The 18,032-nt window shown below is 57.7% G+C and carries 15 protein-coding genes; 6 read left to right on the top strand and 9 right to left on the bottom strand.

The window, feature by feature from the left end; genetic code table 11:
* Positions 1 to 39: 39 nt before the first annotated feature.
* Entirely contained in the window at positions 40 to 2,046 is a 2,007-nt protein-coding gene (locus HMPREF9161_RS00645) for a methyl-accepting chemotaxis protein (protein ID WP_009727736.1), read from the bottom strand.
* Between the two features lie 194 nt (positions 2,047 to 2,240).
* Positions 2,241 to 4,247, bottom strand: a complete 2,007-nt coding sequence (locus HMPREF9161_RS00640; RefSeq protein WP_009727735.1) for a methyl-accepting chemotaxis protein — start codon at positions 4,245 to 4,247, stop codon at positions 2,241 to 2,243.
* A gap of 197 nt (positions 4,248 to 4,444) precedes the next feature.
* On the opposite strand from HMPREF9161_RS00640, the gene HMPREF9161_RS00635 reads away from it, so the two are divergent.
* Genes HMPREF9161_RS00635 through HMPREF9161_RS00615 form a run of 5 tightly spaced genes read left to right on the top strand, consistent with a single transcriptional unit; the run spans position 4,445 to position 8,908 of the window.
* Entirely contained in the window at positions 4,445 to 5,692 is a 1,248-nt protein-coding gene (locus HMPREF9161_RS00635; RefSeq protein WP_009727734.1) for an FAD-dependent oxidoreductase, read from the top strand.
* Between the two features lie 40 nt (positions 5,693 to 5,732).
* On the top strand, positions 5,733 to 6,038 hold the full coding sequence (locus HMPREF9161_RS00630; RefSeq protein WP_009727733.1) for a hypothetical protein: 306 nt from the start codon (positions 5,733 to 5,735) through the stop codon (positions 6,036 to 6,038).
* Positions 6,035 to 7,540 (top strand): anthranilate synthase component I family protein, encoded by a 1,506-nt coding sequence (locus tag HMPREF9161_RS00625; protein WP_009727732.1) that lies wholly within the window; start codon positions 6,035 to 6,037, stop codon positions 7,538 to 7,540. Before HMPREF9161_RS00630 ends, HMPREF9161_RS00625 begins: the two co-directional genes overlap by 4 nt.
* Entirely contained in the window at positions 7,524 to 8,099 is a 576-nt protein-coding gene (locus HMPREF9161_RS00620; RefSeq protein ID WP_009727731.1) for an aminodeoxychorismate/anthranilate synthase component II, read from the top strand. The genes HMPREF9161_RS00625 and HMPREF9161_RS00620 overlap by 17 nt, the downstream gene beginning before the upstream one ends.
* Positions 8,096 to 8,908: an HAD-IIB family hydrolase gene (locus HMPREF9161_RS00615; protein WP_009727730.1), complete on the top strand. Its 813-nt coding sequence runs from the start codon at positions 8,096 to 8,098 to the stop codon at positions 8,906 to 8,908. The genes HMPREF9161_RS00620 and HMPREF9161_RS00615 overlap by 4 nt, the downstream gene beginning before the upstream one ends.
* A gap of 77 nt (positions 8,909 to 8,985) precedes the next feature.
* Here the strand turns inward: HMPREF9161_RS00615 and HMPREF9161_RS00610 are convergent, their stop codons facing one another.
* From HMPREF9161_RS00610 to HMPREF9161_RS00590, 5 genes are all read right to left on the bottom strand, one after another.
* Positions 8,986 to 10,278 (bottom strand): S-layer homology domain-containing protein, encoded by a 1,293-nt coding sequence (locus HMPREF9161_RS00610; protein ID WP_009727729.1) that lies wholly within the window; start codon positions 10,276 to 10,278, stop codon positions 8,986 to 8,988.
* Between the two features lie 285 nt (positions 10,279 to 10,563).
* Positions 10,564 to 11,886, bottom strand: coding sequence for an S-layer homology domain-containing protein (locus tag HMPREF9161_RS00605; RefSeq protein WP_009727728.1), 1,323 nt, complete (start codon positions 11,884 to 11,886; stop codon positions 10,564 to 10,566).
* A 194-nt stretch (positions 11,887 to 12,080) separates the two neighbouring features.
* On the bottom strand, positions 12,081 to 12,914 hold the full coding sequence (locus tag HMPREF9161_RS00600; RefSeq protein ID WP_009727727.1) for a polysaccharide deacetylase family protein: 834 nt from the start codon (positions 12,912 to 12,914) through the stop codon (positions 12,081 to 12,083).
* Between the two features lie 161 nt (positions 12,915 to 13,075).
* Positions 13,076 to 13,585, bottom strand: coding sequence for a YbjN domain-containing protein (locus HMPREF9161_RS00595; protein ID WP_009727726.1), 510 nt, complete (start codon positions 13,583 to 13,585; stop codon positions 13,076 to 13,078).
* A gap of 144 nt (positions 13,586 to 13,729) precedes the next feature.
* On the bottom strand, positions 13,730 to 15,166 hold the full coding sequence (locus tag HMPREF9161_RS00590) for a carbon starvation protein A (RefSeq protein ID WP_009727725.1): 1,437 nt from the start codon (positions 15,164 to 15,166) through the stop codon (positions 13,730 to 13,732).
* A gap of 231 nt (positions 15,167 to 15,397) precedes the next feature.
* On the opposite strand from HMPREF9161_RS00590, the gene HMPREF9161_RS00585 reads away from it, so the two are divergent.
* The gene (locus HMPREF9161_RS00585) at positions 15,398 to 16,195 is read left to right on the top strand and encodes a sulfite exporter TauE/SafE family protein (protein WP_009727724.1); all 798 of its coding nucleotides are present in this window, start codon (positions 15,398 to 15,400) and stop codon (positions 16,193 to 16,195) included.
* A gap of 57 nt (positions 16,196 to 16,252) precedes the next feature.
* Here HMPREF9161_RS00585 and HMPREF9161_RS00580 read toward each other — a convergent pair whose 3' ends face one another.
* Both HMPREF9161_RS00580 and HMPREF9161_RS00575 read right to left on the bottom strand, forming a co-directional pair.
* On the bottom strand, positions 16,253 to 17,557 hold the full coding sequence (locus HMPREF9161_RS00580) for an ammonia-forming cytochrome c nitrite reductase subunit c552 (RefSeq protein ID WP_009727723.1): 1,305 nt from the start codon (positions 17,555 to 17,557) through the stop codon (positions 16,253 to 16,255).
* Positions 17,550 to 18,032 carry a NapC/NirT family cytochrome c gene (locus HMPREF9161_RS00575; protein WP_009727722.1) on the bottom strand — a complete coding sequence of 161 codons (483 nt, stop codon included), beginning with the start codon at positions 18,030 to 18,032 and terminating at the stop codon, positions 17,550 to 17,552. The genes HMPREF9161_RS00580 and HMPREF9161_RS00575 overlap by 8 nt, the downstream gene beginning before the upstream one ends.

The following is an 18,032-nucleotide window of genomic DNA, read 5'->3' as shown; positions in this document are numbered from 1 at the left end:
AGGCGGCAGACGCCGCCTCTATTGAGGACAATATGCGATTTACAGTTTGAACTTCTTTGTCTCGCCCGCAAGTTCCTCCGCAAGGTTCGACAGACGGCGCGTCGAGGCCGCAATCTCCTCCATCGAAGCCGATTGTTCTTCGGTCGCCGCGGAAACGTTCTGCGCGCTGTCCGCATTCGCCGTGCTCACCTTTTGGATCTCTTCGACCTGGCTGCGTACCGTCTGCGTCTCGCTCTCCATCTGCTGGATCCCCGCCGTGATCCCCTGCACGCCATCGCCCAGTTTCTGGATGGCGTCGTAGATGGACTGGAACACGCCGTCCGCCGTCTGCACGGATTCAAGTCCGCGCGCAACGTCCGCCGTTCCGTTCTTGCCGGCCTCCATCGCGCGGTCCATATCGCCTTGGATGGACTGCATCGTCTGCGAGATCTTCTTGGAGAACTCGCCCGACTCCTCCGCGAGTTTGCGGACTTCCTCGGCGACGACGGCGAATCCACGCCCGTGCTCGCCCGCGCGCGCCGCCTCGATCGCCGCGTTCAGCGCGAGCAGATTCGTCTGCTCGGCGATGCCCGCGATGACGTCCACGCTCCGGCTGATTTCCTCCGAACTCTTGCCGAGCGCCGTAATCGCTCCTTCGATGGTCTCGGAGCCGCTCTTGATCTGATTCATGTAGTTGACTACTTCGTCGATGGAACGCCGTCCTTCTTTGACGCGCTCGACCGTCTCGTTCGTCACCTCGGCAACCGACTCCGCACGCTGCGACATCTCCGCCGCATGGCTCGAGATCGACGCCGCCGCATCCGCCACGGAACGCGACGATTCGGACTGCCGCTCGACGCCCTCCGCGATCTCCGTAATGGAGATGGCAACGTGATTCGACGCCTCCGCCGACTGCTGCGATGCGTCTGTCAGCGCCTCCGCCGAGGTCGAGAGTTCCGCCGCGTTGGACTGGATCCCCTTGATGAGTTTGTTGAGCGTCCGGCGCATTTGGATGAAACCGTCAGAGAGCCGTCCCATCTCGTCTTCGGACGTGACGGACTTCGGCGTATCGCGCAGGTCGCCGCTGTTGAGAACCTCGCAGACGCGTACGATGCGCTTGATCCCATCCGCAAAACTATGCGATATGAAGAAGATGATTGCCGTGATGACGATCAGCATCAGGACGGTCAGTCCCGTGAGGATGAGCAGCAAATGATGCGCCGCCGCTAGAATCTCGCTGTCCGATGCCTCCGACATGACCACCCAGCGGCGGTTGTCGAGTTGGATCGGCACGAGGATGCCCGTCATTTTCTCGCCCGATTCGCGCTCATAGTGCGCAACGGCGGGCTCATTTTTATCGATGACATTCTTGAATGCCTCGACAAGACTCGGCGAAATCCGGACGCTGGATACTTCCTTGCTGAAGTCGAGTTTTCCGACTTGTTCCGGTTCTTTCGGGTGGATGATGACGATGCCCGTCTCATCCAGAACGACCAGCTGTCCCGTCTTATATGTCGCCATCGCCGCAAGCGTGTCGTCAAAACGCGTAAGACCGACCGTTCCGGTCACCATACCGACGACGGCGCCGTTCTCCTTGATCGGAACAGCGATAACAGTGGCTACTTTCCCCGTGCTCCCGGATATGAGCGGCTCCGATACCACGGTCTTCTGGGTCTCCATGACTTTCTTGAAATAAGCCCGGTTAGAACGCTCGATCGGCTCGCCTTCGACGCTGAACCCCTTCCCCGTCGCATCGAGGTACGAGATCACGGAGAACACCTGCGCATCCTTTTTCACTTCCTGCATTTTGGCGATCTTCGCCGCATCATCCCCGTGCAGGATCGCTTCCTCGCGCGACAGAACCTCAAGATGAACCTCGTTGGTGTCGAAGACGCGCTGAATCTCGACGGCGGCCTGCTTCCCGACGCCCTTGCCGATCGTCTCTGCATTTTCGTCCAGCATGCTGCTCGACATCATGTAGCTCACGCCGAAGAACACGAGGAACCCTATCAGCACGACAGGCAAAATGGACGCTAAAAATTTCGTCCGAATAGATCTAAACTGCATTTCTCTACCCCCCTAAGAATACGTGCTTATTCAGTTTTACCGCTGAATTGCATCGTATCATAAATCTCATATATTAACAAGACATAAATAACTTAAATCATTAATATTTAATGGTGAAAAATATTCGAATTCTTCATTGATCGTATAGAAATAGAGGCGGCAGCCGCCGCCTCTTATGGATGGCAATATATGATTTACAGTTTGAACCGTTTCGTCTCGCCGGCAAGTTCCTCCGCGAGATCCGACAGAGCGCGCGTCTCGGCGGAGATCTCCTCCATCGAAGCCGACTGCTCCTGTGCGGCGCCGGACACCGACTGCACGCCGCTCGAATTCGACATGCTGATCTCCTGCACGGAGACGATCTGTTCGCGTACGGTCTTTGCCTGACCGTCCATCTGCTTGATGCCGTCCGTAATGCCCTTCACGCCGTCGCCAAGCTGCTGGATCGCCGCGGAGATCGACTGGAAGACATCGTCGGCCGTCCGAACGGAGGTCAGACCGTAGCCGACATATTCGCCGCCGCGTTTGCCGGCCTCGACGGCGCGTTCCATATCGGACTGCACCGACTGCATCGTCTGCGCGATACGCTTTGAAAATTCTCCCGACTCCTCGGCAAGTTTGCGGACTTCCTCGGCGACGACGGCAAATCCCCGCCCCTGCTCGCCTGCGCGCGCCGCCTCGATCGCGGCGTTCAGCGCAAGCAGATTCGTCTGCTCGGCGATGCCCACGATGACCTCGACGCTGTGGCTGATCTCTTCGGAACTCTTTCCGAGCGCCGTAATGGCCGCATCGACCGTCTCCGCCCCCGTCTTGATCTGCTCCATATAATTCACAACTTCATCGATGGAGTGCCGGCCTTCGCGTACGCGGTCGATCGTGTTATTCGTCACCTCCGCGACTTCCTCCGCACGCGCGGCCATCGTCGTCGTGCGTTCCGAAATCGCCGTCGCCGCATTCGTCACGGATACCGCGGACGCGTGCTGCCGGTCCGCGCCCGCCGCAATCTCCGAGATCGTGTCCGCGACGTGTGTCGACGCCTCCGTCGACTGCTGCGCGGCATGCGATACGGTCTCCGCGGACTTTGAGACGTCAACGGCATGCGATTGGATCCCCTTGATCAGATCGCGGAGGGTCTTGCGCATCTTAATAAAACCGTCGGAGAGCTGTCCGAGCTCATCCGCAGACGTGACCGACTTCGGCCGGTCGCGCAGATCACCATCGTTGAGGAGGTCAAATGCGGCGAGCACCTTTTTAATGCTTGCGGCGAAGTTGTTCGCGATGTAGAAGATGACCCCCATCACGATGAGCAGCATCAAGATCGTCAGTCCCGCGAGGATGCCGAAGAGATCATTCGCCTCTGCGCGAATCTCTCCCGTCGTCACTTCGGACACGACGACCCAACGGCGCCCGTCAAGCTGTACGGGAACGAGCATCCCCGTCATCGCGTCGCCCTGCGCCCCCGTATAGTGCGCGATTGCGGGTGCGTTCTGATCCAATACGCTCTTAAACGCCGCGACAAGCTCCGGCGCCGTCTTTTCGTCTGCGTTTTCCTTGCCGAAGGCCGCCTTGCCGATCTTTGCCGCATCCTTCGGCGCGATGATCACGACACCGGACTCATCCACAACGATGAGGTTCCCCGTTCGGTAGACGGACATGGATGCCAGGCTCTCGTCGAAATTCGCAAGGCCGATCGTTCCCGTCACCACCCCCTGCACGGCGCCGTTGTCGATGACCGGAACGGAGATCACAACGATGACCTTACCCGTGATGGAGGAGATAACCGGTTCCGAGATGACGGTCGACTTCGTCTGTACCGCGCGCTTAAAATAATCGCGGTCGTTGCGGTCAAAGTTATGATCGTCGATATCGAATCCCATACCGTCGAGCCCGATATAGGAGACGTTGGAGAACATATTCGTGTGTTCCTTCACGTCCCGCAGTTTCGCGAGCCGCGCCGCGCGGTCCCCGCTGAGGATCGCGTCCTCACGCGAGAGATCCTCCAGGTGCGCCTTGTTCTGTTCAAAGACGCGCTGCGCATCGAGTCCCGCCTGCTTGCCGATCCCCGTCCCGATCCGCTCGGCATTGGCGTCGAGCATACGGCTCGACATTGTGTAACTGACGCCAAAGAAAATAAGGAAGCCGACGAGCGTAACGGGAATAATAAATGCTAAAAATTTTGTACGAATTGATTTGAACTGCACCGCGGACCACTCCTTTTTCACAGGGAAATTTTATTCTTTTAAATTATATTATCATAACTCCCATGCATTATCAAGCCTTAAGTCCTATAATCGTCATTTCAATAATAGTAAAATTCTTTTGTATCGGCGTGAAAGTATGGTATAATTACGCATGTGTATACAATAATATTTAGGAAGCGAACGAAAGGAATCTTTCTATGGCCGTTCATGTCATCAACGAGGCGCGCCGCTGTCTCCAGTGCAAGAAACCGCTGTGCCGCATCAAAGGCTGCCCCGTGCAGACCAACGTGCCGGAGATGATCCGCCTGTTCCTCGACGGCAAGATCAACGAGGCGGGCGCGATGCTCTACGATAACAACCCCATGAGCGTCTTCTGCTCGCTCGTCTGCGATCATGACGCACAGTGCGAAGGCAACTGCATCCAAGGGCGCCGCGGCGCGCCGGTCCAAATCTCGAGCATCGAGCACTATATCTCCGACACCTTTCTCGATAAACTCGTCCTCACGCGCAAGTCCTACAACGGGCACAACGTCGCCGTGATCGGCGCGGGTCCCGCGGGCATCGTCGTTGCGGTCAAACTTGCGCAGGAGGGCTACGGCGTGACGATATTCGAACGCATGCAGAAGATCGGCGGCATGCTCCGCTACGGCATCCCCGATTTCCGCCTGCCCCCGTCGACCATCGACCGCTACGGAGAGAAGCTCCACATGCTCGGCATCCACATCCGCCCGAACACGACGATCGGCAGCGCGCTGAAGGTAGACGACCTCTTCCGCGACGGGTACGAGGCGGTCTTCATGGGCACAGGCGCGTGGCGCGCAAAAGCCCTCCATATCCCCGGCGAAACCCTCGGCAACTGCCACTATGCGGTGAACTACCTCCAAAACCCGGACGTCTACCGGCTCGGCGACCGCGTCGCCGTCATCGGCTCCGGCAACTCCGCGATGGATGTGGCGCGCACAGCGATCCGTAAAGGCAGCCGCTACGTCACCATCTACGCGCGGCGCAACGGCATCTCCGCGAGCGAACGCGAGCTGGAGTACGCCCTCATGGACGGCTGCGAGATCCAATATGCGAAGGGCATTCATTCGGTAACACCCGAGGGCCCGATGATGTGCGACCGTATCTTTGACGAGGAGCAGAACCTCATCGGCGAGAGCGCGCCTTATCTTATCCCGGCAGACAGCACCGTCATTGCGGCAAGCCAAGGCGTCAAGGATAAAATCGTCCGCACGACAAAGGGCGTCACGTTCAACGAGAAAGGGCTCGTCAAAGTCGACGAAAACGGCATGACGGAGCGCGACGGGGTTTTCTCCGCGGGCGACGTCGTCCTCGGCCCTTGGAACGTCGTACAGGTCGTCAAGAACGCAAAGCACGTCGCCGACGCGATGATCGAGTATCTTCGCCGCAAGGAAGGATCCGTTCCCGAAAATGCCGAACATTGACCGGATAAAATAAAAGAGGAATACGAAGGGAGCATCCACTATGGATATGAGCGATCAGGACATCACGAATCTCGTGCGCCAAATGGCCGCGCCGCCGAAGCCGCCCGCCTATACGGAGGCGGACGTCGAGGAGCTCGTCCGCATGCATGCGAGCGGCAGGCGCAAAATGCGCAGCGAGGCGGAGATCCTCGCGCGTTACAACCTCGGACGCAAGCAGTACAAACAGCTGAAACTCAGCCGTGAAAACAACCGCGAGCAACAGCAGATGCTGTATGCGGAGCTGAAGGCGCTCGGCTGGATTCTCGGCCGCAACGAGAAGGACATCGTGATGGAGATCAACGGATGAAGCTGACGCCGTGCAAAGAAGAATTTATCGCTTACAGTAAAACGGCAAACCTCATCACCGTCTTCACCGAACTGACGATGGATCTCGACACGCCCGTTTCCGTCTACTATAAACTCGTCGGCGAGAAGAAGGGCTACATCATGGAGTCCGTCGACACGACGCAGCAGCAGTTCGGCCGCTATTCCTTCATCGGCGGCGAGCCGTTCGTGCGCGTTCAAGTATTCGCCGATCAACTGCTCGTCAACGAGAACGGCCTGATGAAGAGCATCGCGGGTCCGCCGCACGAGACGATGAAGGCCTATGCCGCGCGTTTTACCCCCGCCGTTCCCGCGGATGACGAGCAGCTGCCGCTTGTCCACGGCGGACTGGCGGGGTATTTTTCATATGAGACGGCCGCCACATTCGACCGTGTGCGCGGTGTGGAACTTAGCGGCGAGGATCTCCTCGGACAGTTCATGATGTGCCGCTTCCTCGTCGTCTACGACGCGCTCAAGGGAAGCGCGCGTCTGCACTATCTTGCGGATATCAAGGAAGGCGACGATCCCGGCAAGCTCTACGACACGATTGCGGATCGCCTCTCGGAGGTGCGCGGGCGTCTTGCCGCCCCGTTCTCCCCGCCTCCGGCGCCGCGTTCGAAAAGGACCGCCCCCGTAGATTTTATGGCGCGCTATGCCGCGCCCCCCGCGCGTTTCCTCGAAGCGATCCGGAAGGCCAAGGAACACATCTATGCGGGCGATATTTTCCAAGTCGTCCCCTCCTATCGATTCCGCGAGAAGATCACGCGCCCCGCTTTTCTCTTTTATCGGAGACTGCGGCAGGTCAATCCCTCGCCCTATATGTTCTACTACAATTTCGGCACGGTGAAGCTTGTCGGCGCCTCGCCCGAGATGCTGGTCAAGGCCGCGAAGGATACCGTCTGGACCTACCCCATCGCCGGCACGCGTAAACGCGGCCGAACGGAGGAAGAGGATGCGGCGCTCGCCGCAGATCTCCTTGCGGACGAAAAGGAACGTGCCGAGCACGCCATGCTCGTGGACCTCGCGCGCAACGACCTCGGCCGCATCAGCGTGCCCGGCACCGTGCGCGTACCGAAACTCATGGCCGTCGAGCGGTTCTCGCATGTCTCCCATATGGTGAGCAGCGTCGTAGGGAAAATCGCGCCCTCCTACGCGCCGATGGATGTCCTGCGCGCGGCCTTCCCCGCGGGCACCGTCAGCGGCGCGCCGAAACTGCGCGCAATGGAGATCATCCATGATTTGGAGGATGCCCCGCGCGGTTTCTATGCGGGCACGGTGGGCTACATGGATTTCCGCGGCAATATGGACATGTGCATCACCCTGCGCACCATGTGCATCGAGAACGACGACACGGCGGTGATCCGATCGGGCGCGGGCATTGTCAAGGACTCCGTTCCGGAGAAAGAGTATCTCGAGATTCTGCAAAAATCCAAAGCGCTCTTTCAGGTGGTAGAGGAGGTGGAGAACAATGCTGCTTTTGCTTGACAACTACGACTCCTTCACCTACAACATCTATCAGCTGCTGAAAGATATCGGCGCCGACGTCGAAGTCGTCCGGAGCGATGCGATGACGCCGGATGATATTCGCGCGCGCGGCTACGGCGGCGTCGTCATCTCCCCGGGCCCCGGCCTGCCGAAAGATGCGGGTGTCACAGAGGATGCGGTACGCGCGCTTAGCGGAGTACTCCCCATTCTCGGCATCTGTCTCGGTCATCAGGCGATCGGCGAGGTGTTCGGCGGAAAGATCATCCGCGCGAACGAGATTGTCCACGGCAAATCTTCTCCCATCCGACACTGCGGCACGGGGCTCTACCGCGGTATCCCGGACGGCGTGCGGGTTGCGCGCTATCATTCTCTGATCATCGACCGTACGAGCCTTCCCGACGCACTCGAAATTACAAGCGAATTGGACGACGGCACCGTCATGGGCGTACGCCATAAGTCGCTCCCCATCGAGGGTATCCAGTTCCACCCCGAGTCGATTCTGACCCCCGCGGGACGCGCTATGATGGAAAACTATCTAAAGGATATTGACGCTCTATGAGTGAAAAAAGATACGACGACATTCTTCTCATCAGTGACCTCGACGGCACGATCGTCCCGCGTTACGAGATGATCTCGGAGGAAAACATAAACGCCATTCATGCGTTTACGGAACGCGGCGGCGCATTTGCCATAGCGACCGGACGCGCGCCCGGCGCGGCGCTTCCCTACCTCGAGGGCATCGCCGTAAACGCGCCTTCCATCTTCTTCAACGGCGCTATGCTGAAAGATCTCAGTGCGGATTGCGTGCTCGAGTCGCGGACGCTCGACGGAGATATTTGGCGGGATTTTGCCGCGCAAGTCCTCTTCCGGTTCCCCCGCGCCTGCGTCGAGGTCTATACCGCCGACGACTGCAACGTTCTCACGCCTGAGGAAAACGACGACCCGCGCCTCGACGATGAGTTTTACAATGTGACGCGCCGCCCCCTGCGCGACGTAGAGCAGGAGACATGGCTGAAATTCTTCGTCTGCGACGCGCCCGTCAACCTGACCTTTGTCGAGCGGCTGGCGAAAGAACTTGGCATTGATAAAATCTCCACGTCGTTCTACTCCGATGCGAACTACCTGGAATACGTCGCCCCCGGCACATCGAAGGGCGATATGGCGGACGTCCTGCGCGCCATGCCCGCCTACGCGGGGCGCCGCGTCGTTGCATGCGGAGACTACGGAAACGACGTCTCGCTCCTCCGCACGGCGGATATCGGCGTCGCTCCCGCCGACGCCTCGGAGGAAGCAAAGGCCGCCGCCGACCGCGTCGGCGTACCGTGCGGCGAACACCTCATCGCATGGGTGTTGAAAGAAGTGCTGTAAGATAAATTCGGACATAAAAAAAGAGTGCCGATCGGCACTCTTTTTTTACGGAAATCCCGTTATGGGATTTAAATTCTTTAGAAGAAGAAGCTGACGCGGCCGTAGAGCGTCTGGATCTTGTTGTCCGTCTTAAGCTCTTTGCCGTTGAAGTACTGCGCCTGCATCAGGACGTTCTTGAACGGAACATAGCCGAGACCGAGATCGATGCCCTTCGCGCCGTTGGTTTTTACAGTGGTCAGCTGATCCGTCGAGAAGGTCGGCGCAAGGCCTACGTTGGAACCGATATTGCGGTACGCGACATAGGCGCCCCACGATCCCATATCGGATTTCTTCGCCCCCTTGTAGTCGAGCTGGAAGCTCATGCCCTTCTTCAGATCGTCCGCCTTCGTGTTGTTCGCGTAGGCGGCGCTGAGGGACGCGTTCTTGTCAAACGCATACGTTGCGCCGACAGACCAGATGTCGGCCTTATCCTGCGGCGCGCCGTTCGTATTGTAAAGGGCTGCGCTCTTGAACGCCTCGCTGGAGAAGTGGCGATAGCCAACGCCGCTCTGCACGAGCTTGCCGGAACGGTAGCCGAGTTCGATGCCCTGATAGTTGGCGGCTTTATCCGTCGCTGCAGCAATATTCTTATTGGCATCGTCAAGGTTCCAGCGGCCCGCTTCCGCAAGCACCGACCACTTGTCACCGTAGGAGACCTGTGCGCCCGAGAAGAAATCGTCGGCGACGATCCCCTGATCGGCATTCGAGAACAGCGGCATCTTACCGAGCTGGACATGGAACTTGCCGTAGTCGCCGTCCGCATACGCATAGGTAAGGGCGACATCACCGCTCTCATCCGTCTTCATGTTGCTCGAAGCCGTCAGACGCGCTTTGACATGCCAGTGATCGTTGATCTCCGCCGTCGGGAACAGGCGCAGCTGGAGCTGATCCTTGTTTGCTTTTTGAGCGACCTTTGTGTCGTTCTTGTGGTCGTTACGACGACTCCAATAACGGTAACGCAGTTCGCCCGTCCACTTCACCATATCCGCGTTGCGCTCGAGGTTCGAGACGCGGACGCCGAGATTGTTGAGCTCATCCGCAAACTCGGCGGCAAGGCGGTCGACGAGCGCGCGGTCCGATGCGGACATATCGCCCTTTGCCATCGCCTTTGCGACCATCTGCGCCATCTCGTAACGCGTGATGTTGCGGTCGCCGCGGAACGTGCCGTCGCCGTAGCCTTCGACAACGCCGTCGGCAGCGAGCTGCGTTACGGCGTCGTATGCCCAGTGATCGCGGGGCACATCCGAGAACGGATTCGCGGCCGCAAACGTCGTCGAAGCCGCGCCGACCGTCAGCGCAGCCGCAAGAGCTGCTACCAAAGTCTTCTTCATGTTAATACCTCCTTGCGGGGTTTTCCCGCCGTCAAAGAAACATCTTGACCCGGTACAGGAGGACGGAGTATCCTTGTTGCCTCACATCAAGCCCCTATACCGCAGTTCAACGCGGTTATTATATCATATGAATTTGATATTTGCAAAGTCTAAATTTTATTATCGTAATGTTATTACAAATATCGACAACCATTAAATTCCGATCCCCTCTTTATATTTCAAATCAAAAAGCCCGCGGCACCGCTCGGATGCCTTGGGCTTTTCTGCTGTGAGCATCAGATTCGATTAGAACAGGAACTCTACGCGCCCGAAGAGATTCTGCACCTTATCGTCGCTGCCTGCGGGGACATACATGTCCTTGCCGTTGAAATACTTTGCTTTCAAAACGACATTTTTGAGCGGAACGTAGTCGAAACCGACCTCGACGCCCTTCTGGTTGTATCCCGCGCCGTCCGTCGTCGGGGCAATCGCCGCGAAAGCGCCGAGCTTGCGGTACGCGACATACGCGCCCCATGATCCCTGATCGGAAGCCTTTGCCCCCTTGTAGTCATACTCGACGGTGTAAGCGTTCTTGTAATTGTCCGCCTTTGTATTGCTGGCATAAGAACCGCCGAGGGCATTGTTCTTGTCGAAACGATACCCGGCGAAAACGCGCCAGATATTCGCATCCTTGGCATCGTTGCTGCCGCTTGCATACGGCTGCGTTCCGATCCCGCGGCCCACGAACTGCATCGATCCGAGATGGAAGTATCCCGCGCCGAGCGACACATTGCCGGCCATATACTTGAGATCGATCGACTGATAGTTCGCCGTCTCATTGGAGAGTTTCGGGAGAGGCTTTACGGAACTGCCGTAGATGGTCTTCGAATCATAGGCGTAACGGCCTGCCTGTACGGTTGCCTGCAACTTATTGCCGAACGTGACCTCGGCGCCCGAGAACTTTGCGCTCTCATCGGTGAGGAGGCAGCCGGAGCCCGGATGGACTTTGTTCTCGGGAGAGGCAAGGCCGATCTTACCGAGTTTCACCTGGAAGTTCGTATAGTCGCCCTGCGCATAAGCGCGCTTCAGCGAAACATCGCTGCTGGTATCATTCTTCATGTTCGCCGTCGCATCGAGACGCGCCTTGACGTGCCAATGGCTGTTGACCTCTGCCGACGGTTCGAGTCGGAACAGCAGTCCGTCGTTGTTTACCTTGCTGTGATTCGCATCGTGGCGGTTGCTCGTGTAGGTGTAACGGAGGCGTCCGTTCCACTTCACCATATCGGCATTGCGCTCGAGGTTCGAAACGCGGACGCCGAGGTTGTTGAGCTCATCCGCGAACTCGGCGGCAAGGCGGTCGACGAGCGCGCGGTCCGACGCGGACATATCGCCCTTTGCCATTGCCTTTGCAACCATCTGCGCCATCTCGTAACGCGTGATGTTGCGGTCGCCGCGGAACGTGCCGTCGCCGTAGCCCTCGACAACGCCGTCGGCAGCGAGCTGCGTCACGGCGTCGTATGCCCAGTGATCGCGGGGCACATCCGAGAACGGATTCGCGGCCGCAAACGTCGTCGAAGCCGCGCCGACCGTCAGCGCAGCTGCAAGAGCGGCTACTAAAGTCTTCTTCATGCTAATCCTCCTTGCGGGACTTTCCCGCCGTCAAAGAAATATCTTGACCCGATACAGGAGGACGAGTATCCGTGTTCCCTCGCATATAACTCCTCTATCAGATGCAACGATGTTATTATACCATAAGGTTATACTTTTTAAAAGTAAAATTTATAGTTTTATGTTTTTATTTTGAATATCGGGAATATTTCTCACTAATTTCGAGTCCAGCCGAACTGCGTCATGTTCGACGTGTAGCGCAGACGATCCGTAAAGTCTTTGTTCGTATTCGCCGTACGGAAGATGGGCACGCGCTCCATCGCGAACACATTGCTGTTCCGATCGACGTCGCTGTATTTGACGGTAAACCCGCCCTTATACCCGGCCTCCCGCGCCATCTGTGCGATATGGAGATCGTGGACGCCCGTGGGGTATGCGATAAACTCAACCGGATGCCCGAGTTCTTTTTCCGCCTGCCGTTTCGAGTCGACGAGCTCCTCGCGGATCTTGTCGTCCGGGAGCTCGGGAAGCGGGGCGTGCGTCACGGTGTGCGACTCTATCGTAATGCCGTGCTGTTCCATCTCGCGCAGCTGATCCCACGTGAGATAGCCCTTGCGCTTGCTGAGGAACCCCGTGACGACGAAGATGGTCGCCTTGAGGTTATATTTTTTTAAAATGGGATACGCCGTCGTATAGTTGTCGACATAGCCGTCGTCGAATGTGATGAGGACGGGACGATCGGGCAGCGTCCCCGTCCCTGCGAGGTAGTCGTAAAGTTCGTCGGGCGTGATCGTATGATAACCGTGCTCGACAAGGTATTTCATCTGCCAGTCAAAATCTTCCGGTTCAACGGCGAGGGAGATGAACATGGAGTTGACCATATGATAGTTCAGCACGACCACCTGCGTATCGTCCTCGGCATGCGGGAGCCGCACCGCCTGCGCCTGTTCCTCCGGTTTCCAAAGGATGAGCAGCGCGCCGAGAAGAATGGCAAGCACGGCGATCAACGTCCAGAACTGACGCCCGCCGATAATTTTCTTGAAGTTCATGCCATTCCCCCGTTTCCGCCATTTATTGTACTGAGATTTGAAAAAGAAATCAAGGGAGCGTATGACCGGACTGTGAATATTTTGCATAAAAAAGACTAAGGTATAAATGCGGCATGCGCGTTCATATCTTAGCCCTATCGAACGTTATTATAGCGCGGCTTCTATTTTTTTGCCCAAACAACCGCCATAAGATCTTCGTAAACGGTCTCGAGCTGCTGTACGAGGATCGGCAGGAGGGTCTGGATCATCCGGCTATCGAAAGTCTCGTCGACAAACGGAACGCAGATATCGAGATAGATGTTGCCGTCCTCACGCAGATAGTACTTAAAGATCTTGTACTCCGCGTTCAACGCGTTGAGGTGGTCCTTGATGCGCGCGACATTCTTCGCGTTGATGCCCGTGGCAACCTGGGTGCGAATGATGGTGAAGATGCTGTCGTCGATGAAGATCGCCATCGGCATGATCTGCCCCTTCGCCTCGATGCGCGAGCGGAAGATCGTCGTATGGAACTCATCCGCGAGCGTCTGCGATTCAAAGAAGTTGATGTCGTTCTCTTTGAGGAAGGTCTTGAATTTCTCCGCCTTCGCTCCGCCCTCCGGGACAGGCGTCTCCGGCGCCGCGGCGCTCTTTTTTACCTTGTCCTGCAAATCTTTCTCTTCGCTGCTTGCCATGTAAATATTTCCTCCTTATCGCTGTGCAAATAAGATTCGTCCCCGTTCATAGGATGGAATTATTGTATCATGTTTATCCGCATACTTGCAATAGAAAACCGCCGCAATTATACGACGGCTTTCTATCAGACCGTATCGTTGCCGTCAGATTGTTCTCTTCCTGAGAATATACGCGCGGAAGAAGAGCGCGGTGAACAATACGGCGAAGCCGATGCCGGCGGGATAGGTGATGTCGGTCGGCAGGCCGAATCCCTCGGGTGCCTGAAGGATGTATGTCGTCGTAACGGCCGACATGAAGATAGCCGGCAGCATGGCGACGATATAAGCATAGGAGCCCGGTTTATGCAGATAGAGATACGCCGTCCCCATCCAAAGCGTAATCATAGCGAGCGTCTGGTTCGCCCACGAGAAGTACCGCCAGATGATGGTAAAATCCATCTGCGAGAGGACGAGTCCGATGCCGAGCATCGGGACGGCGATCACGAGGCGTTTCGCCGCCTCTTTCTGCGGGATGTTCAGCCAGTCGGCAAGGGTCAGACGCGCGGAGCGGAACGCCGTATCGCCGGATGTAATGGGGCAGGCAATCACGCCGAGCATGGCAAGGATCGCGCCGATACTCACGCCGCCGGCGCCGATCGCCCCCATGAATCCGACGCAGATATCGTAGACGACGCCGCCGGGGCCGGCCTCCTTGAGCGCGGCGCCAAGTCCCGCCGTACCGTCATAGAAGGTCACGCCCGCAGCCGCCCAACAGAGCGCGATGATGCCCTCGGCAATCATTGCGCCGTAAAATACGGGACGTCCCATCTTCTCATCCTTGAGACAGCGCGCCATGATCGGCGACTGGGTCGCATGGAAGCCGGACACGGCGCCGCATGCAACGGTAATGAACAGCAGCGGCCAGATGGGCAGGTTTTTCGGATGCAGGTTCTCGAGCGTCATCTCGGGCATCGTATGTCCGCCGACGCCGAAGAGCATGCCGCCCATGATGCCGAGCGCCATGACGATGAGGCAGATGCCGAAAAGCGGATAGAACCGCGCGATGATCTTGTCGATCGGCAGAAGCGTCGCAAGTGTGTAATAGGTGAAGATAACCGCGAGCCATAGGAGCACCTGGAGCCCCGTCAGCTTCGAGAGGAGCATCGCCGGTCCCGTCATAAAGACGACGCCGACGAGGACGAGCAGGACGATGGAGAAAATGCGCATGATCTGGAGCATGATATTGCCCAAATTCTTCCCGACGATCTCCGAGAGACTCTTACCGTCCTCACGGAATGAAATCATGCCCGAAAGATAATCGTGCACACCGCCCGCGAAGATGCTTCCGAAGACGATCCACAGGTAAACGCTCGGCCCCCAGAGCGCGCCTGCAAGCGCGCCGAAGATAGGTCCCAGTCCCGCGATGTTGAGGAGCTGAATGAGGAATACCTTCCACGTGGGAAGCGGGATGTAATCCACGCCGTCCTCCAGCCGGACGGCAGGCGCGGTTTCCCCCGTGCGGCCGAATACCTTGTCTACGATGGTGCCGTAGATCAGATAGCCCAAAATCAGCGTTGCGAGCGCGCCAAGAAATGTAACCATTGCTTGTCACTTCTTTCCTTACAATACACAAAGATATACGAACGGCCTTTCCAATAAAGTTTTCGTCTGCCCTCCTTCCCTTCTAAAACCGCAAAGAAGCCCTCCTAAAGAAATCCTAAAAATAATAACTCGGCTTCTTTTTTTTGTTATATTACCATAATTCTCCCCTATTGTCTAACGCTTCCGCTGTGCTATAATGAGCAATAAGTCGATATTTTAGGAGGTATTTTTATGGGGTTGGACATCCTTCTCTTTCTCGTGCTCGGCGTGTTTGTCGGGACGTTCGGAACGCTCGTCGGCATCGGCGGCGGTTTGATCTGTGTGCCGATTTTCATCTTCTTCCTATCGGACGGCGGAATCTATCCGTATTTTCACACGGCGGCGCAGATCACGGGGACCTCGCTCGTGATCGTACTTGCCAATGCGCTCTCCGGGACGATGGCGTACGTCCGGCAGCAGCGCGTCTTCTTCCCCGCCGCCGTGCCGTTCGCGCTCGCGACGCTGCCCGGCGCGTTCCTCGGCTCGTATATCGTCGACGACTTCACCGGGCCGATGCTCTACGCGTCGTTCGGCGCGTTCCTGCTCATCATGGCGGGTATCATGTTCTGGAACGCGACGCATAAGAAACACGCGGATGTCCACGATCTGCCCGCGGGATTTGCATTCAACCGTTCGCTCGGCATTGCCTCGAGTACGGGGGTCGGCTTCCTCTCGAGTATCTTCGGTATCGGCGGCGGCGTGATCCATGTGCCGCTGATGGTCTATCTCTTCGGCTTTCCCGTGCACATGGCGACGGCGACGTCTCATTTCGTTCTCGCGGCGTCCGCCGCGTTCGGCGTGATCAGCCACGTATGGCTGGGGCACGTGATCTGGACGCCCGCCGTCTGCATCTCCGTCGGCGCGGCCGTCGGCGCGCAGATCGGCGCCGCGCTTTCAAAAAAGACCAAATCCGCCGTGATCCTCGTCCTCCTCTCCGCAGCTATGTTCGCGCTCGGCCTGCGTCTCATCTGGATGAGCGGAATGGTGTAATCACACACAAAAAAAGAATCGCCGCGGCGATTCTTTTTTTGTTGCGTTCATATATCCTTAGAGCGGTTGAAATCCATACCGCGCCGCTTCTGCGGACTCGATCGCCTGATGTGCGAGATCGATCGCAAGACCCGCGGTACGCGTCATTTTATCCGGGTTATGGAAGCCGACGCCGTTCTCTGCGGCGACCCAATCCCAGTACCACTGTGCCTCGCGCACTTTTGCCCGCGCATCCTCAAGCGCGGCGTCGGGCACGCCCGCGTCCATCGCGGCCTTGATCGTTAGATGTGCCTTCGCGACGGTCTGTCCCGCGATGCGCTGGAGCCGGAACGTATTGTCATGGATGGTCTTCACGCGTGCGACGAGCGTCTCCTCGCTCTCGTCGTGACACTTGAGGCAGGATTCCTTCGTCGTTTTGAGCGGACTCGTCATCCAGTGCGACGTGTACTTCTTGCCGCCGTCACGCATATAGGGCATATGGCAGTCCACGCAGGTGACGCCCGCATCCGCGTGCACGCTGGTCGCCCACGACTCGAAGTCCGGATGCTGCGCCTTGAGCATCTGTGCCTTGGAATCGGCATGCACCCAGTCGCGTTTGAATCCGCCCGCCTGGCCGGACTGATAGTACCGGTACTCGTCCTCGGCGTCGAAGCCGTTCTCATAGGGATGCGCGACGCGTCCGTCCTCCGCCGTGAAGTAATACTCCGTATGGCACTGTGCGCAGACGTAGGCGCGCATCTCGTTGTGGCTCGCGGCGTTCACATCGATGCCGCGCTTTGCCATCGACTCGATGAAGCCCTGCTGATAGACGCGCAGCTCCATCGTGTCGGGATCGTGGCAGCTCGAGCAGCCGAACCACTGATCGTCCGCGATGTTCTCCGCGACCTCGGGGAACGGCTTGGAGGCAAACGCCCAGCCGTCCTCCTTGAAGCAGACGTCATACATGTAGGAGCCTTTGCAGACGATACAGCTGCCCTTCTGCCCCGGCAGACGCTTCGAATGCAGGAGATCGTAGCCCGCATAGGTATGTCCGCGGTCGTCGTCATACTGGATGGCGAACTTGTACCCCTTGAAGTTCTCGACCATTTCGGGCTGATGTTCGAGATGCGAGTTCCCCTCCATGCTGCCGCCGTAACCCGTGGGGGACGGCGACTCGTCGTTGTTCTTCATGAACGAGTTGTACTGCAGCGGGTAGGCTTCCTTGTACGCTTCCTTGCCAATCTGCGCGTTGTTCTCCTTGGAAATCTGGACGAGCTTCACACTCGTATCGTTCGGCTGCGCGCCGATACGCACGGCGACGAATCCAAAGAACAGGGCGCAGAGCCCGGCCATGCCCGCGATGATTTTCTGTCTGTTACTCAACTCTTATCCCCCCTTCCAAAGGATTGGAACCATGCGGAATGCGGCTGTGACACTTCGTACAGGTCGCGCTGCCGTCTTTGCCCTGATCTACGCACACGGCGCTCATGGTGGTCTCGTGGCAGCGCAGACAGTTGTCGTTGACGATATCCCGGCCGTGATCGGAGATCTTGATGTGTACGGGATAGTCGTCGAGTACCTGATGGAGCGTGTCGTGCATGCCCGTCTTTCCCTTTTCAAAGTAATAGACGGCGATGTTATCATGCGGCAGATGGCATTCCACGCAGGCAATCTTTTGGTGTGAGGACACGGCGTGCGTCGCGGCTTCATGCTGCATCGCGTGGCACATACCGCAGAATGCGGGCGAGGCCGACGCCTTGTCCATGAGCATGCCGCCCGCGACGACGATCAGCCCGAGGGCAAATCCGCCGATGATGCAGCGTAGCGTATGCCGCTCCAAAAGCTGCTTTAGATTCAT

This window comes from Selenomonas sp. F0473 (assembly GCF_000315545.1).
Taxonomy (GTDB): Bacteria; Bacillota; Negativicutes; order Selenomonadales; family Selenomonadaceae; genus Centipeda.
Note: the sequence above shows the minus strand (reverse complement) of the source record. Positions and strands in the feature narration are given on the sequence as shown.

Coding starts and splice junctions, on each gene's coding strand:
- HMPREF9161_RS00645 (WP_009727736.1), bottom strand. CDS start 2,046: ATGCAGTTTAGATCTATTCGGACGAAATTTTTAGCGTCCATTTTGCCT.
- HMPREF9161_RS00635 (WP_009727734.1), top strand. CDS start 4,445: ATGGCCGTTCATGTCATCAACGAGGCGCGCCGCTGTCTCCAGTGCAAG.
- HMPREF9161_RS00630 (WP_009727733.1), top strand. CDS start 5,733: ATGGATATGAGCGATCAGGACATCACGAATCTCGTGCGCCAAATGGCC.
- HMPREF9161_RS00625 (WP_009727732.1), top strand. CDS start 6,035: ATGAAGCTGACGCCGTGCAAAGAAGAATTTATCGCTTACAGTAAAACG.
- HMPREF9161_RS00620 (WP_009727731.1), top strand. CDS start 7,524: ATGCTGCTTTTGCTTGACAACTACGACTCCTTCACCTACAACATCTAT.
- HMPREF9161_RS00615 (WP_009727730.1), top strand. CDS start 8,096: ATGAGTGAAAAAAGATACGACGACATTCTTCTCATCAGTGACCTCGAC.
- HMPREF9161_RS00610 (WP_009727729.1), bottom strand. CDS start 10,278: ATGAAGAAGACTTTGGTAGCAGCTCTTGCGGCTGCGCTGACGGTCGGC.
- HMPREF9161_RS00605 (WP_009727728.1), bottom strand. CDS start 11,886: ATGAAGAAGACTTTAGTAGCCGCTCTTGCAGCTGCGCTGACGGTCGGC.
- HMPREF9161_RS00600 (WP_009727727.1), bottom strand. CDS start 12,914: ATGAACTTCAAGAAAATTATCGGCGGGCGTCAGTTCTGGACGTTGATC.
- HMPREF9161_RS00595 (WP_009727726.1), bottom strand. CDS start 13,585: ATGGCAAGCAGCGAAGAGAAAGATTTGCAGGACAAGGTAAAAAAGAGC.
- HMPREF9161_RS00590 (WP_009727725.1), bottom strand. CDS start 15,166: ATGGTTACATTTCTTGGCGCGCTCGCAACGCTGATTTTGGGCTATCTG.
- HMPREF9161_RS00585 (WP_009727724.1), top strand. CDS start 15,398: ATGGGGTTGGACATCCTTCTCTTTCTCGTGCTCGGCGTGTTTGTCGGG.
- HMPREF9161_RS00575 (WP_009727722.1), bottom strand. CDS start 18,032: ATGAATCTAAAGCAGCTTTTGGAGCGGCATACGCTACGCTGCATCATC.